Below are 16483 nucleotides of genomic sequence, written 5' to 3'. Positions count from 1 at the left end.
CAGAATGAATATAAAATAAGCTGCTAATTACTAAGAGTAATTAGCAGCGTGTGGTTGCTACAACAACCAAGCGTAGCTGAATTTGGCAAAAAAGGTTTTGTTGTCTTTGGTGATATGAGTCAGGTCGTCGTCTTGGTAACCACTATCAGAATAGCCAACAAATAACACGGTTTCGGGGTTTAGTTTGTATGAGTAGAGTAGTTGGGTACTCAACTTTTTGTACTTACTATCAACGTCATCAATATATTTTTGCAGATTTCGTTCAATATCTAGATTAATCACAGCGAGCCTGATGAAACTATTGATCCCGAATTGATATGTAAAGCGCGCATCAGAGAGGTTAGCCGTGTATACATTGTCTCCTTGATGCTCAAATCGCTCGAAGGTATGCCTCAATTTAACTTCAAAGTGCCTACCGAGATTAAAATTCAGAGTCGGTTTAATCAAGTATCTTTGCCCTAGGCGATTGTTCGCTAAATCTACTCGATTACCTGTGTTGAGGTTTAACGCTGCAAAAACACCTGCTTTTGGCTTCATTTCAAAATAGGCCCATTGGGTGTTTTCTGTAAACAGATCTGTATTTCCATCAATAGAAAGTATCGATTCATCTAGCCTAAGTCCGGTGCGTTTTCGATGGTCGACACCGAATTCGATAACGCTTTGCAGAGGCCCTTGCAACTTAAAGCTTGATTGCACTTCTTTTTCTAGTAGTTCGCCATCCTCATTATGCGTAATATCCCAATCAGTATACCAGTTGGCACGATTCCACCAGCTATCGTCTTTGCCGTACCAGCGATACTCAAACCCGGTTACAAACTTATTAAAGTCAACTTGCGATAAAAAGCCCATGTCAGCTCGAAAAGCTGACTCATAACTTCTATAGGAGCTGAATGCGCGCCAATGCTTACGATTGTGCTCATAGCTTGCCAAGTAGCCCATACCTTGCTTGTCATCGTCATTGAGCACACGTAATACACTTTCGTCTAACTCACAGTCATCGAGGGTTTCATCGTCGCAAACTTCATCAATAAAGTGTTTGTCATATCGTGTATCTGTTGCCGTTGCCTGTATCTTTATGGTGTCGTGCTTAGTCGGACGATATTTACTATCTACACTGATGACTTGGTTGCGATAATCTTCGCTTTGCCTTACTGTGCTGGTGGCTCCAATGGACAAATTACTATCGATATCATAGCGATACCGCAATGCAGCGTTTTCGCTTTTCTGCTCTAAAGACACAATGCTGGACCCCAAATTGCCAGGAATAAGTACATTTGTGATTTCATCATTTGCTACGAATCCGGCAAAGGTATGGCCTTGCTTGCTGCTAGTCACTTTGACCCCATAATCAGGAGACGCGACATTACGGGTGTGGACCAAGTTCAAGTGAGACGAAAAGTAATCGTCATTTTCAAGGAAAAAAGCGCGCTTTTCAGGGAAGAACAGACTAAAACTGTTGTTGACACTTAATTGCCCAGTATCGGTTTCTACTTGAGAGAAGTCAGGGTTTAGTGTGAGATTTAATGTCGTGTCGGGTGTAACAGCCCACTTTACGTCTAAGCCAGGTTCATAGTCTGTATCATCTTCAAAGTCAGGTACTTGATTGCCATCAATATCACGAGTTTGAGAGTTGGCGATTGCCAGTGCTGGGGTTATGGTGATATTACTGCTTTGTGTTGCTTGTTCAAAGCCGCTAAACAGGGGCATTTGACATATCCAGCAGCTGTTATTGTGATCCAGTTGCATATTTGAAATACGCAAACGTTCATCTCTTGGCAAGAAACGTAAAAACTCCATCGCCATTGTTTTGGTCTTTATACTGTCGTCAAAGTTTAGAACTCGCAGTGGGATTTCTACTTCTACTGTATAGCCATCCTGTGAAATTATGCCCTTACTTGTCCAGATACCATTCCAAGATGCATTTTCATTCTTGGTGAGTTCATCTTCTATGGAGTCCAGTTGTACGCCTAAAGGGTTTATAAAAAACTGGTATGCGTTACGACTGGTATTCAGTGAATCTATCTTGATACCTACTAGATCATCGTTCCAAATTTTATCTCTATCTCGGTAATGAACTCTGATTTGATCTGGGTTTGGATCTTTGGCAATAAAGGCGACAAATAGCGAGCTGCCATTTTCATAGACGAGCGCTTCGGTTTTGACTAGGCTGGCAACATTATCATGAGGCCAATTGACATTATCAATGGCAATCGTTTTGGCTTTTTGCCAAACCGGATCGTGAACATTACCATCAATTTTTGCTGACTCAGGTAAGTAAGGAATGTCTATTGTTGCTTTTTGTGCGAGCGCACTCATTGAAAGTAAAAGTGCACAAGTATAACTAGTACTTCTTAACATGGTAAAAGATTTATTCTCAGTCGAATGAGGTGTTAATTAAATAATAATAGTATAAGCGCCTCAATTATTTCTCGTTGGACTGCGTTAATTTCAGGTGAAATAAGGTAAATCAGATGCAGTTAAAGTATCGCATTTGTATACCTAAGGGGTAAAAACATGGTAAAAAGGGGCTCAAATTAATGTGATTCGGGCAAAAAAATGTCTCTAATAATAAAGCTTATCGCCGGTATCTTGGGTGGTATTTTGGCAGGTTTATATCTGCCAGTGGGTATAACAGAACTACTTTACACAGCAAAAGTAATCATAGGTCAGTTAATTAGCTTCACTATTCCTCTAATTATTTTGTTTTTCATTGCATCAGGTATTGCTGGTTTACCTAAGGCGTCAGGCCACCTTTTGGGTAAGACCGTAGGGTTTGCCTATGGCTCAACCGTGATTGCAGGTACTTTAGCCGTGCTATTGGTATTAGCTGCAACAGGATTTTTTGAAGGTAGTATCGCCTACGAGGCGGCAAAAGGCGCCGAGTTAAAAGGGTACATTCAACTAGAAATTCCACCTATTATGGGTGTAATGACGGCGTTAGCGGCGGCCTTCATATTTGGTATTGGCATTAGCCAACTGAACCTTGTGCAGCTAAAAGATGTTGTTGATCAAGGGCGTGATGTGATTGATGCTTTACTCGCTAAAGTCATCATTCCAGCGTTACCTTTTTATATAGCGGGTGTTTTTGCCGAAATGGCAGTAGCTGGCACAGTCGTTGATACACTAAGTACTTTTGGTGTGGTGCTCGTTGCCGCAGTGGCAATGCACTGGCTGTGGTTGACAACGCTCTTTGTCGTAACTGGCTTAATGTTAAAGCGCAGTCCTATAGAATTGGTTAAAAATATGCTCCCTGCTTACTTTACAGCGATTGGTACTATGTCGAGTGCGGCTACGATCCCTGTATCGCTAAGAGCGAGTAAATCGAATGGTGTATCTGAAGAAGTCGCAAACTTCTCAGTTCCTTTATGTGCTACAATCCATTTATCGGGCTCAACCATTACGATTGTAACGTGTGCAATGGCTGTTATGTTCCTATCACCAACTATGGCTGTACCATCGTTAATTGAGATGCTGCCATTTATTTTTATGTTGGGTGTTGTAATGATTGCTGCACCAGGCGCACCAGGTGGTGCTGTTATGTCAGCTCTGGGTCTATTAACTTCAATGCTCGGGTTTGACGAAAGTGCGATAGCACTGATGATTGCACTGTACTTGGCGCAAGATAGCTTCGGCACAGCATGTAATGTAACAGGCGATGGCGTGATTGCACTGTGGGTTAACCGATTTTCCGAAAAGGGATAGCAGTTTAATATCGAATTAAGAAAATATTCGTATATTTACTAAATGGAATGATGTAATTGATTATGCTTTGCGGAATTATGTGTTAATCTCGCAAAGCAAATCGATAAGATTTTATTTACCAAGGGCTAGCGTGAGGATGTTCCATTGATTAACGTACTTTTAGTTGATGATCATGAACTTGTAAGGACTGGGATCAAGCGCATCTTAGATGATGTGCGTGGTTTCAAGGTGGTCGGAGAGGCTAAAACTGGGGAAGAAGCGGTGACTTTTTGCCGTCAAAATGAACCTGATATCGTATTAATGGACATGAATATGCCAGGAATTGGTGGTTTGGAAGCAACGAAAAAGATTTGTCGTTACTGTCCAGACGTAAAAGTTATCGTGTTAACCGTGCACTGTGAAGATCCATTTCCAAGTAAGGTGATGCAAATTGGCGCGCATGGTTATTTAACCAAAAGTGCGGGTCCAGATGAAATGATCAATGCAATTCGTTCGGTAAACTCTGGGCAGCGTTATATTGCACCTGAAATTGCACAGCAGATAGCGTTGGCGCAATTTAGCGGTAAAGTGGATGAAAACCCATTTCAATCTCTGTCTGATAGAGAGCTGCAAATTATGTTGATGATCACCAAAGGTGAAAAAGCCCAAGATATTGCAGAACGACTGAACTTGAGCTCTAAAACCGTGAACAGTTATCGCTATAGAATGTTTGAAAAACTGGATGTCAGCGGAAATGTTGAACTAACTCATTTGGCCATTCGTCATAAAATGATCGATATAGATAGCTCTCGTTAACCACTTTAATGGCTGTATTTGATCATAAACCGTTTTTAAAAACGTTGACCACTGAACCTGGTGTATATCGTATGTACGATAAAGAACATCAGGTTATCTATGTCGGCAAGGCAAAAAACCTTAAAAAGCGTGTCAGCAGCTACTTTCGTAGCAATATTCCAGACAGTAAGACTCAGGTTTTGGTGAGTAATATTGCCAACATAGAAGTCACATTAACCAACACCGAAACTGAAGCGCTTCTTTTAGAAAATAACCTGATTAAGAAATATCAGCCCAGATACAATATTTTACTGCGTGATGATAAATCTTACCCCTATATTTTACTGACTGATCATCGTCACCCTCGGCTTGCTTTTCACAGAGGATCACGCAAACAAAAGGGTGAGTACTTTGGTCCATTTCCAAGCAGCGCGGCGGTATCGGAGAGCTTACGCTTGATGCAAAAAATCTTTCCTGTACGTCAGTGTGAAGATGTCTATTACCGTGCAAGAAGCCGTCCATGCCTGCAACATCAACTCAAGCGTTGCTCCGCACCGTGTGTTGAGAAAGTCTCAGATGAAGAGTACAGCAATCAAGTTGATCTAGTGAGGCAATTTTTAAGCGGTAAGTCACATCTTGTAATCGAAGCTTTGGTTGCCAAGATGGAGCAGGCTAGTATCTCGTTAAACTTTGAAGATGCCGCTAAATACCGAGATCAAATTGCGTTACTAAGACAAATGCAAGAGCAGCAATCCGTAGCTGGTAACTTTGCCGAAATGGATGTCATTGGCTTTACGCAGCACAATGGGTTATGTGCGATCCATATGTTGATGATTCGAGATCACAAAATACTGGGCAGTAAAACTTATTTCCCCAAAGTGCCAAAAGACTCCAATGACGATGAGATATTGACGTCTTTTATAGGGCAGTACTATATATCTAATGGTTCAAATGCGCGGATAGCAAATGACATTGTGTTGCCCTTTGACGTATCTGAACGAGCGGATTTGGCAGCAGGCTTGACGCTGTTAGCAAAAAGAAAAGTGCAATTGAGAGTTAATGTGCGGGCAGAGCGCGCGCAATATCTGGCATTGGCGAATAAAAATGCGCACAACAGCATTATGGTTAAACAAAGTGCGCAGGATGCGATTAGTAAACGTTACGCGATGCTAAAAGATGCAGTAGGGCTTACTGATATTAGTCGCATGGAGTGTTTTGATATTAGCCACACTATGGGAGAAAACACGGTCGCGTCTTGCGTTGTTTTTGATGGACAGGGCCCCAATACGAGAGAGTACAGACGCTACAACGTGACGGGAATTACCCCTGGAGATGATTATGCGGCGATGGACTTCGCGTTAAAAAAACGCTATGCCAAAATGACCGATGAGCAAAAAGTTCCTGAGATTATCTTTATCGATGGGGGTAAGGGCCAGCTTGCCAGAGCGGAAGCCTTTTTTGAAGATTGGCAGCTAGACAAAATGCCCATGTTGATTGGTGTGGCTAAAGGAACCAGTCGAAAGCCGGGATTAGAGACATTGTTATTTGACGGCGGGCGTAAAACCATTAATCTAGATAGCGATTCGCCAGCATTGCATCTCATTCAGCATATTCGGGACGAATCGCACCGATTTGCCATTGCTGGGCACCGAAATAAACGTCAGAAGCAACGCACTCAGTCGGTACTTGAGGAGATCGCGGGTGTTGGAAGCAAAAGACGACAGACGTTGCTTAAATATTTAGGGGGACTGCAAGGCGTTAAATCAGCAAATCTACAACAATTAGGGCAAGTGCCTGGGATCAGTCCTGAGTTGGCTGAAAAGATATTTAATCATTTGCATGACAAAGCTTAATGCTTCGTGCGAACATATAGAAAAAGAATTCTCTAAGTAGTTATGTGGAATATTCCAAACACGCTCACAACATTTAGGTTGTTTCTCATCCCAGTATTTGCCGTGGTGTTTTATTTGCCATACACATGGGCTTTTTTTGCTGCCGCCTTTATATTCTGGTTGGCCTCTATTACCGATATATTAGATGGGTATCTAGCTCGCAAGCTAAACCAGTCTACGCCATTTGGTGCGTTTTTAGATCCCGTCGCTGATAAAGTTATGGTCAGTGTCGCATTAGTGTTGATTGCCGCGCACTATCAAAATGTTTTAGTAACACTTGCCGCTGTAATTATTATTAGCCGTGAAATCGTTATTTCAGCGTTAAGAGAGTGGATGGCTGGACTCGGCAAGCGAGCCAGTGTGGCAGTATCCAACTTAGGTAAATTTAAAACGGCTGTCCAGATGCTCGCCATAATCGGCCTTATTTGGCAGTTTGCCCCATGGATGATTACGTTGAGTTACGCTCTTTTGGCCATAGCGACTGTACTGACTATTGTCTCAATGTTGCAATATTTGCTTGCGGCGAAAGGAGAATTGCTTAAATCTTAACTGGTGTTGAGCAATTACAGAACGCTTTAGATAAAAAATAAGCAAACAGTTAAAAACATTCATTTTTTATATTGACGCATCCATTAAGTTCTGTAGAATGCGTCCGTGTTGAGAGACAACAGTCATCAAAACGAAATGTTGTTAAGGCTCACTTAAGAGTTTTAATTACAATGCGAGTATAGCTCAGCTGGTAGAGCGCGACCTTGCCAAGGTCGAGGTCACGAGTTCGAACCTCGTTACTCGCTCCAACTCTTTTTGAAGAGTATGGCGGAATGGCAGAGTGGCCATGCAGCGGATTGCAAATCCGTCCACCTCGGTTCGACTCCGGGTTCCGCCTCCATTTTCTCAACAACATCCACATGCGAAAGCAAACCCGATGCCCGGGTGGTGGAATTGGTAGACACAAGGGATTTAAAATCCCTCGCTGGTAACAGCGTGCCGGTTCAAGTCCGGCCCCGGGCACCATTTATTGTGCGAGTATAGCTCAGCTGGTAGAGCGCGACCTTGCCAAGGTCGAGGTCACGAGTTCGAACCTCGTTACTCGCTCCAACTTTACTTTAAGGTTGGCTTTTGCAACCCGATGCCCGGGTGGTGGAATTGGTAGACACAAGGGATTTAAAATCCCTCGCTGGTAACAGCGTGCCGGTTCAAGTCCGGCCCCGGGCACCACTTGTTTACAAGTGAAAATGCGAGTATAGCTCAGCTGGTAGAGCGCGACCTTGCCAAGGTCGAGGTCACGAGTTCGAACCTCGTTACTCGCTCCAACTCTTTTTAAGAGTATGGCGGAATGGCAGAGTGGCCATGCAGCGGATTGCAAATCCGTCTACCTCGGTTCGACTCCGGGTTCCGCCTCCATTTACTTCCACGTAATCTGTTCATATAGACATCCGTCGCCCGGGTGGTGGAATTGGTAGACACAAGGGATTTAAAATCCCTCGCTGGTAACAGCGTGCCGGTTCAAGTCCGGCCCCGGGCACCATTTACTCATTCGAATGCTTTATTTTCTATTTTATCGACTTTAATAAACCATTTGGTTTGTTGTTCTCTTTCACCCTACACATAATCTTGCTAAGCTCGCTAACATAACTTTGTCATGGTTAAAGGGATTAATAATGAGTATTGAAGTGTGGTTGTCTTTTTTCGTAGCATCATTAGCTCTGTGTTTTACGCCAGGCCCAGCTGTATTACTAGTGGTAAGCCAATCGTTGTTAAATGGAAAAAAAGCAGTATTGCCTATGATTCTTGGTATAGCGAGTGGTGATCTTATTGCGTTAAGCTGTTCTTTGCTTGGTATAGGTGCCGTGCTATCTACATCAGCAACCGCATTTAATGTGATGAAGTATATTGGTGCTTTGTATTTAGTTTTCCTTGGAGTACGTGCATGGCGTCAGGCCAATAACAATACATCGCCTGAGTCTAATCAAGTCAAATATAGCGGTTTTAAGCTATTCAGAGATTCAGTATTGGTTACAGCCTTAAACCCCAAAGGGCTGATTTTTTTCATGGCATTTCTTCCACTCTTTATTAACCCGGAAAAAAGCGTTGTTGAGCAAATGCTGATACTGGGGTGCACATTTATAAGCGTTTCATTAATAAGTTCATCGACCTATGCGGTATGTGCGCATAAAGTGCGCGCGTCAGTTGCGTCACAACGTGGCCAGCGGCTATTTAATAGATTGTCGGGAGGTATGTTGGTTGGTGCTGGTGGGATCACAGCAACGCTAGAGCAATAAGTGTTATTTATCCATATCTCATGTAATTAAAAAAGTGCGGGCAAGTCTGCCCGCAACGAATAAGGTGCTCACAGCAATCAAGCATTACTACTGTTCTTCGCCCGATAAAGCAAAAAATTCGAGCATTAGCTTGAAATGACCATTGCCAAAATACTCGCTAGAAATAATTTTACCTTGACCACTAACGCAGTCTCCTTCAAATGAATGCACTAATTCGCCTTCCATAACGACTTGGCGGCGATTCTTGGCCCAGTAAATACGAATGCCTTGCTTAGTGCCTCTGAATGTATCGAAATAGTCTTTGAATTCCCGCTCTTTGCCTTTAAGTGGGTTGAGTTCGAAATCCACATGCTTACTGAGCTCTTGCCCGTAAGAGCTAAATACTGCGAGCTGAAAAGTGTCATTTATGATGGTATCAAAGTCCCACCATGGCTTATCTACACTGATTTGCTCTGCACTTGCAGCGAGAAGAGGTACCTCGAAACAGAGTTCATTGGGCGCTACTTGTTCGGTTTTGTGCTGATTATAGATATGCTCGATAATCGCCATTTCTTGAGGTGTGAGCGCTTTGTCATCCTCATACTCAAATTCTGTAATTGATTTTGCAATGAGGTGATCTTCTAGCGACTCCAATACCTTGTCTGTGATCTTAACCTTATTCATACTGATATCGTCTCATTTATTTTATTGCTGTGAGTGAGAAAGTAAATGTCGAAATCTGCTTGTGGGTTACCACCTAATTCTAGGCTTAACCCAGACTCTTCAACGCGTTTTGCCAACTTAGTTACAAATCTAGATATATATGTGATTGCCGCATTTCCTTTAAAGCCGTGACGTTCTCCAAGCTGTTTTTGAGTCAATGCATTTTGCCTAAAAGACAAAGAAAAAAAGTCATAAAAGAGTGCTTGTTTTTGCTTATCTTCTTCTTGTGCAATCGTTTCTAACAGTAGGTTTATAAATAGCCGCGCATTTTTATCCATTTTAGTTACCTGATCTGGAGTAGGCTGATCACTCGGCATCAGCTCATAAATGTTGCTCGATTTTTCATCACCTTGATTAGATTCATATAAATGAATTATCTGTACTGAACGGCCCTCATCAGGGGCTTTTGCTTGCTCAGACGCAGATTTTTTTCTGTACGTTACATTGCTACCCATATCCAAGTAGACGCTTTCAAAAGCACGATATGTATAAGCTTTTAAAACGTGATTAAAGTCACCCTGTGCATTAAGCCTTTGGGCATCTGGATGCGCTCCTTTGTCTTGTTCAGCTTCTTGTTTGGTTGCTTTAATCACTTTTAGTAAAGTCTCTTGGATCAGTGCTTCGGTATCGATACGATGGTCCGTAATTGCCTTTTTTCTAAGTAAAAACTTAATAAATTTATACGCTTCTTGTACGGCTTGTTTGTTATCAAACCACATCAATACCCCCTTTGTCGTTGCTGTTGTATCCTTTTGCCCGCCCATTGTATGGCTTACTCTAATGTGAGTCACCTCATGGCTATTTGCGGTATAACAACTTTTGATAAAGTTTCAGCACAATGTTTTACGTCTTCAAACTAATGCTATCAAAGTTTGTTGCTTTTTTAGTTACATTTTAATAATTCAATATAATGTTCAAACTTATTTTTGGCTTTTTGCCATTTAATACTCGCATTGGCTTTTAAATAATTTTCTGAAAGTGTTTTCCCTTGAGTAAAATAGTTACATGCACTCTCTGTCTCTCCTATTTCTGAAGCAACATAGCCAAGGTTAAAGAGCTTTTTTCGATAACTAATTTGATATGCTTGATTACTTGGGCGCTTTTGGGTTAACGCCAAAGCAATCACGCGAGCCTTTTCAAGGTGAGACTGTGCGGCTTTTTTGTCACCTAAGTCATATAGGTGAGAAGCGACTTTGGAATGAACACCTTGCAGTAAACTGGCAAAGTCTAAGTTATCTTCGTCTTGTGCCGTTAAGCGCTCGGCCGCCTGTAGTGCTTTTTCATAGTAAAGTGTACTTTGTTCTGGTTGTGCAGACTCTTCGAAGTAATCGGCATAGGCTGTATAGAGCTCAATACTATGTCCTTGCCAATCTGTGTTATGTTCATTGAGTTGTCGTAATTTTCTCGCAATATCAAGGCCGATTAAAAAGTGCTCTTGTGCCTCAATTAGGTAGCCCTGCGATAGTTTATTTTTGCCTAAGCGACTTGCCAACAACAGCTGTGCAACCTGCACGTAAACATTGTCAGGATCTTTAATGGAGTACATGCGTGCAAGATCATCTGCTTGCTGATAGTACTGTAATGCCTGTGTCCTGCTTGTACTGTACTCAGCAAGGTTGATGTAGGTGCGGAGCAGGTTGTATTGTGACACGAGGTGATTGGGATCGTTGCTGAGCTGTTTCTCAAGTGTCGTTTTAGCTTGTAACAGTAAATCACTCGACTTTTGTTGTGAAGGCGAAGCCTTGGCCAGCTCTCTAAAGACGTTAATTCTCAGTACATTGTAGGCTTGTTCTAGTTGTTGAGAAGGGACAATGCTATTTAATATTTGCAGTGTTTGATTGAGCTTTTCAGAAGCAAAAGTAATGTCTCCAGCATCTAGCGCAATGGAAGCTATCTGCGATGTTGCTCTAGCTTTAGTAAGTGTTAGAGACTCATCTTCTTGCATGTTTTCAATGTGCTCGAGCGCCCGTTGAAAATAGGATCTAGCTTCATCCGCTCTACCTTGTTTAAGCAGCAGTGCGCCAAGTTCATACTTAAAAGCAACAAAGAGTTGTTGCTCCTTCGAGCCCTTGTTTGCTATGGATGTCAGGCGACTCTCCAAAGCGCTAAGGGTATCAATTACTTCGTCAATATGTGTTGAGTCATCTTGACGTAGTATTTTAATTTTAATGAGCAGTAGCCTGAGCTTATCTATTTCATCAAGCGGGATATCATCGACACTGTCTACTAACTTTGACAAGAGGGCGTTTAAATATTTGCGTTGAAAGGTGGGTAGGTACTGCTCGAGTATTGGCTCTATAGAGTCAATATTAATAAGCACATTATCTTTTAGATGCATTAAAGCCTGTGCTGTTTTTGCTTGTTCCTTTTCTATCTGTTGTTTTTGGAAATAGGAATATGTTGCTGTGCCCAAAGCGCAGACAAATAACAAGCTGGTAGTAAACAATCTACGCTGTTGAGTTTTGTTTTGTAATTCAAGAGAAGCTTGGTAATGACTTTGCGATGTGATTATGTAATTTTTTACCGACTCCAGACCAACAGTGCCGGGTTGACTAAGGTACTTAGCTCCGTCTGAAAGCTCATGTTTAGTTAATGCAAAGTGATACTGTTCTTGAGGTTGTCCAGCGAAGTTTTTCCATTGCTTATACTTGGTTTCAACACCATGAAACCATTGTAGGTACTCTTTTCTTGCCGTGAGCCAAATATAAAATCTGGGCCAAATTTGCTGATCCAGAGAAAGGTTATCTGCAATCGTGATCAGGCAATCGTGCGTTAGCTTCACATAGGGAGGTAATTTTTGAGCCTGATGACGAATAATAAGTTGTTTTTCTATCAATGCATTAACTAACCCTAACAGCTCTGGGTTTTGTTGCTCTAATGCAATAAAGTCGACATGGCGTGCGTAGCAAGTTCCATTGATATTTACACCAACAAACAGTTCAAAGAATTGTTCTGTGAGTGGTTCAAACTGTCCTAGTATATGTTCAGCCTGTTGGTAAATAACACCAGTCAGTTTATTGAGCTGGTTATATTGTGCAAAAGAGAGCATTTTGGGCTGCTCGCTGGTAATCGCTAGAGCGTGCATTTGTGCCAGCAAATATTCTACGGCTGGCAACGCGTGAGACAGTTTTAACGCTTCGGTCTGAATTGTTTGCGCTAGGCCTTCTTCTAAAATAATGCCTAAAGCGAGTGCTTGGTTGTTGATTATTTTCAGCCAATCCTCGGCAGACAAACTGTGGGGAACGTAAAAGTCTCTACCAACCATATCTGTCTGGTGTAGGTACTCACTTCGTATGCTGGTAATTATTTTTAATGGGGTGTGTTCACCAAGTAACGCCAAACTTTGGAGTAACCGACTGTGGGGCTCTAATTCATAGATTTCTTCAAATTGATCTACGAACCAAACATAAGTTGTTTTGTGCGCGCTTAGATGATGAGATAGCTCGTCTAAGTAGGTGGTATTTAAACTTAATAACGCTTCAACGAACAGGTCTAAGTCGACAGCCATTGTTTGTAATATTGTGGAAACCCCGGCTTCATTGGAGTTAATAAAATGCGTTAATAGGGCGCGACTGTCCGAAAACTGTTTTGGTAACCCAATTGCCCATTTGATATCACCGATTTGCTTGGTTAACTCTGGCAATAATCCAGCCTTAATAAGACTTGATTTGCCACTTCCAGAAACACCGTGAACTTTTATCAGAGTCGGGTTTTCATTAAATAAGTTCACCAATTTAGCGGTTAACTCTTCTCGTCCAAAAAAGTAATAAGCGTCGTGAGGATCAAAGCTACATAAACCTTTAAAGGTCAGGGTACTGTTTTGTTGTTCACCGTCAAAGTCCTCACCGAGTATATGAAAAAGCGCTTGGTTTATATGCTCAATTGGGCAAAGTTTACCGCCAATTGCCAAAGCTTGTTCAATCAGTTCAGGGTCGATGTTTTGGTGGTTCGCTTGTGGGTAAAAAATGGTAAAAGAACCGCTGTGGCGATTTGCCATCGCATACAGGGCCCCTCTAATTTTATTGTTGATGTGCCCAATACTATGCACATTACCGCTAGGAGATACTTCACCAGTTGCAAATAAGGTATCGTCTAGATGAATATGCTTATTTAGATGACTACGGTAGGCTAAATAGCAACCAAGGGCATACCCAAGGCCAATACTCGTGCTGTCTTGCTGTAAGTTGATGGTTTCTTGATTACTTGATGTAAGCTTGAGCTCGATAAAAAATTGGCTTTGTTGTCTGTCGAGAGGATTTAAGGACATGAAAGCAGCTTCTGCTGCCATAGTGAAGTAGTTATTCTGCTCCTTAAATTTATAGCCCAGTGCGAGCACCAAATCATTGGCAAATTTTACTTTAACCTTTTGTTGATCCTTTGGCTTTATAAATCTGAATTCTGGGTTATACGTATAGCGCTTGTCAGACAAAAGAATATGTATCATTTCTTGCTCTTATTAATTAATGCTGCACATGGTATGTGCACCTATTTTTACTCAATTGTGTTGAACCATCGAACCGCAGCATAGTGTTTTTACAGCTCACTCCTTATTACAACGTCAATTAGAGACAAAAAATAACATTTGCGGTGAAAAAATTAAATTTAACATGCGTTATTGTCTCTTATGAATATTATTCAAGTTTGTGGGACTTTAATGCTTTCTTTAAGCACCATTTTAGTAAAGTACATGATAAGGCTTGAGTTTTGACTTTCCTACTATGATTTTTTTTATAAATCTACCTTTTTTTTAATTTATTGGATTAAGTTGAGTTTGGTTTGTTATTTTTTAATCAATTTTTCGTTTGTTAGTATAGAGAACCCGCTTTTCTCTACGGAGTTTTGATCTGGACTGTATAGTTCGGTGAAATTAAAACGTGAGTTAGCTGGTAAAGGTATTTGTCTTTAGTTCAAGTATGTGAAGAATTAGATTTCTGTTTATGGCGTATTATGCAATTATTTGTTGTGCCAATTGATGTTACTTTTATTGCATTAAAAACATTGTTATTGAGCGACTGGGCTGGTGTGAGTAAAAGCAATAAAATAGGTGAAACAGTAGCTTTAAAGAGTAGAAGTTCAAGCGCGATAGGTGTGTAAATAGCGTTAAACAGGTGGCTTTAGCAGATAAATAATCGCAGTGTTTGTAAACAAGAAAAATACAATAAATTTAAAACAATAATCAAAAGTAGAAACATCGCTTTGTTAGGAGGGGATATGGTCTATTCGAAGAAAAGTCTATTAATTGCAGGTATAGCAACAGGGCTAAGTATTTTGCCAGCTGCGCATGCTCAAGGGGGTGGTAGTTCTTACTTGGTGGAATACGCTCAAGGGCAGTTATCACCCAATGTGCTCAGTTCTTTGAAAGTCATTGGACGAAATGGTAACAACTATATTGCGCAGGGTTATCTATCGACTCAGCAGGTGGCTGGGCTGGAACAAGTAAACGGAGTCATACTTGAACCCGACTATGGCTTGTCGTTGAGTAACAACTCGCTCGACTATCTTCAAAATAGTTCACATAGTCTAGACACTCTTAATAACAGCGAACTTGAGCCCTATTGGCTAAGGGCTACAGGTATTAACAGTTTGCCCGTAGCATTGAACGAAATTCCAGTATGTATTATTGACTCTGGCGTTGATAGCGCGCATCCAGACTTACCCAACAATATAAATGGTTATCATAGCGTATATGCAGGGTTTTGGAATCAGGATGCATTGAGCCACGGTACACATATGGCGGGAATTATAGCAGCTCAAGGCAATGGTATTGGTGTTAAAGGGGCTCTCAGTGAAGGGGTCGCTAAACTGCAAGTACACAAGCTTATTAGAACCGCACATGGTAAAAACTCTTCAATTTCCGGCGGTAGTTTGATAGAAGCCATAGAAGTGTGTGCAAACTCAGGCGCTAAAGTGATCAATATGTCACTAAGTGGGGATCAATTCTCGCCAATGACGATGGCTGTGATTGACCGCTTAACATACGATAGAGGCGTGATATTTGTTGCGGCAGCGGGTAATCATGGCTCACAGCTGAAAAAGCTGAGTGGGTTACATAATGACTCGCTGCACTATCCTGCGTCATACCACAACGTTTTGTCTATCGGTGCGCTTGACACAAATGGCGTGGCGGCATCTTTCTCGCCTGCGAATGGCGAAATTGATTTAGTCGCGCCAGGCAGCAAGATAATTTCCACCGCTAACCGTAGCCACTTTGCTGTGCAGCAAGTTGGTGTTCAGCAAGGCAGTGGAGCTGAACAGTTGCTCAGTTATACACAAATTGATGTTGGTGTGAGCAGCCACTCTATGCAAGCAACCTTGCCTGCGCAATGTTTATATTCGTTGACTGCGGCAGATATTGAGCAGCAGATTTCTGAGCGGACTTTACCTTACAACACCAGAGTTGCTTTGAGTAATGCACAAAACAGTTGTAAAGCGGCAAGTGGTAAAGTTTTAGTGATTGATTATCCGCAAAGCGCTACCGGTTCTGTTAAGGGGCTAGACTATTACACAGAATTTCCAACGTTACTTGTTCATCAATGGCCTGTTGAAGGTGACACCTCAAATATCACTCTCAATATCAGCAGTTACCACAGCAATTATGTCGTAGGCGCAGGTACTTCACAGGCAACAGCGATTATTTCTGGCGGTATAGCAAGGTTGTGGTCTCAAAATCCACAGTGGCGCAATACAGACATCATTAATGCGCTTAAAGAAACGAGTTACGACTTAGGGTCTTCTGGACATGACAATGTTTATGGGTATGGCCTACCTAACTTTACAAAGGCACTTGCGTATTTGCATGCAGGGCGCACGCCTGATTGCCCGCAAGAGTGGTATCAAAACAAGCCCTATTCCGGTGGTGAAAAAGTGACATATAACGGTATCGTGTACACCGCACATTACTGGAATAAGAATTTAAGTCCATCAGCGGTGCCGTCAATGTGGGAAGCTCAAGGGTCATGTAATATGAACAACGCCTCTCAATCACAGCCTACAGATGGTGGATATAGCATTTTGGACTTTTCGGGTTTAGAGGAAGAAGAAGTAAACTACAGCTGTAAGGGGCTTAGTTTAATGTGTAGTGGTGGAAGGTAACCACTACACACTCAACTCAGTAGGGGCAGAAGCAGCCCT

General features: G+C 41.8%; 11 protein-coding genes and 8 tRNA genes. 15 read left to right on the top strand and 4 right to left on the bottom strand.

The window, feature by feature from the left end; translation table 11 throughout:
• Positions 1-57 precede the first annotated feature (57 nt).
• Entirely contained in the window at positions 58-2358 is a 2301-nt protein-coding gene (locus tag N482_RS09435) for a carbohydrate binding family 9 domain-containing protein (RefSeq protein WP_063376793.1), read from the bottom strand.
• Positions 2359-2556: 198 nt separating this feature from the next.
• Here N482_RS09435 and N482_RS09430 point away from each other — a divergent pair, with 198 nt between their 5' ends.
• The 13 genes from N482_RS09430 (at position 2557) to N482_RS09370 (ending at position 8650) form a co-directional block, all read left to right on the top strand.
• Positions 2557-3702 carry a dicarboxylate/amino acid:cation symporter gene (locus tag N482_RS09430; RefSeq protein ID WP_063376792.1) on the top strand — a complete coding sequence of 382 codons (1146 nt, stop codon included), beginning with the start codon at positions 2557-2559 and terminating at the stop codon, positions 3700-3702.
• Positions 3703-3846: 144 nt separating this feature from the next.
• Complete coding sequence (gene uvrY, locus N482_RS09425) at positions 3847-4497, top strand: UvrY/SirA/GacA family response regulator transcription factor (RefSeq protein WP_063376791.1); 651 nt, start codon at positions 3847-3849, stop codon at positions 4495-4497.
• A gap of 8 nt (positions 4498-4505) precedes the next feature.
• Positions 4506-6329, top strand: a complete 1824-nt coding sequence (uvrC, locus tag N482_RS09420) for an excinuclease ABC subunit UvrC (protein ID WP_063376790.1) — start codon at positions 4506-4508, stop codon at positions 6327-6329.
• A 42-nt stretch (positions 6330-6371) separates the two neighbouring features.
• Positions 6372-6917, top strand: a complete 546-nt coding sequence (gene pgsA / locus N482_RS09415) for a CDP-diacylglycerol--glycerol-3-phosphate 3-phosphatidyltransferase (RefSeq protein WP_063376789.1) — start codon at positions 6372-6374, stop codon at positions 6915-6917.
• 172 nt (positions 6918-7089) lie between these two features.
• Positions 7090-7165, top strand: a tRNA-Gly gene (locus N482_RS09410).
• Between the two features lie 18 nt (positions 7166-7183).
• A tRNA-Cys gene (locus tag N482_RS09405) sits at positions 7184-7257 on the top strand.
• Positions 7258-7295: 38 nt separating this feature from the next.
• Positions 7296-7382: transfer RNA gene (locus N482_RS09400), tRNA-Leu, on the top strand.
• 8 nt (positions 7383-7390) lie between these two features.
• Positions 7391-7466: transfer RNA gene (locus N482_RS09395), tRNA-Gly, on the top strand.
• A 33-nt stretch (positions 7467-7499) separates the two neighbouring features.
• Positions 7500-7586, top strand: a tRNA-Leu gene (locus N482_RS09390).
• A 19-nt stretch (positions 7587-7605) separates the two neighbouring features.
• Positions 7606-7681 (top strand) — tRNA-Gly (locus N482_RS09385).
• A 17-nt stretch (positions 7682-7698) separates the two neighbouring features.
• Positions 7699-7772: transfer RNA gene (locus N482_RS09380), tRNA-Cys, on the top strand.
• A 37-nt stretch (positions 7773-7809) separates the two neighbouring features.
• Positions 7810-7896, top strand: a tRNA-Leu gene (locus N482_RS09375).
• A gap of 133 nt (positions 7897-8029) precedes the next feature.
• A complete protein-coding gene (locus tag N482_RS09370; protein WP_063376788.1) occupies positions 8030-8650 on the top strand; it encodes a LysE family translocator in 621 nt (206 codons plus the stop codon).
• Between the two features lie 87 nt (positions 8651-8737).
• Here N482_RS09370 and N482_RS09365 read toward each other — a convergent pair whose 3' ends face one another.
• From N482_RS09365 to N482_RS09355, 3 genes are all read right to left on the bottom strand, one after another.
• The gene (locus tag N482_RS09365; RefSeq protein ID WP_063376787.1) at positions 8738-9313 is read right to left on the bottom strand and encodes a hypothetical protein; all 576 of its coding nucleotides are present in this window, start codon (positions 9311-9313) and stop codon (positions 8738-8740) included.
• A complete protein-coding gene (locus tag N482_RS09360; protein WP_063376786.1) occupies positions 9310-10071 on the bottom strand; it encodes a hypothetical protein in 762 nt (253 codons plus the stop codon). The genes N482_RS09365 and N482_RS09360 overlap by 4 nt, the downstream gene beginning before the upstream one ends.
• A gap of 164 nt (positions 10072-10235) precedes the next feature.
• Positions 10236-13796 (bottom strand): tetratricopeptide repeat protein, encoded by a 3561-nt coding sequence (locus N482_RS09355; RefSeq protein WP_063376785.1) that lies wholly within the window; start codon positions 13794-13796, stop codon positions 10236-10238.
• 452 nt (positions 13797-14248) lie between these two features.
• On the opposite strand from N482_RS09355, the gene N482_RS24795 reads away from it, so the two are divergent.
• Both N482_RS24795 and N482_RS09350 read left to right on the top strand, forming a co-directional pair.
• Positions 14249-14446: a hypothetical protein gene (locus tag N482_RS24795; RefSeq protein WP_155730553.1), complete on the top strand. Its 198-nt coding sequence runs from the start codon at positions 14249-14251 to the stop codon at positions 14444-14446.
• Between the two features lie 117 nt (positions 14447-14563).
• Positions 14564-16444 (top strand): S8 family peptidase, encoded by a 1881-nt coding sequence (locus tag N482_RS09350; RefSeq protein WP_063376784.1) that lies wholly within the window; start codon positions 14564-14566, stop codon positions 16442-16444.
• Positions 16445-16483 lie beyond the last annotated feature (39 nt).

It is taken from the genome of Pseudoalteromonas luteoviolacea NCIMB 1942 (genome assembly GCF_001625595.1).
GTDB lineage: Bacteria > Pseudomonadota > Gammaproteobacteria > Enterobacterales > Alteromonadaceae > Pseudoalteromonas > Pseudoalteromonas luteoviolacea_A.
This window is presented reverse-complemented; position numbering and strand designations above follow the sequence as displayed.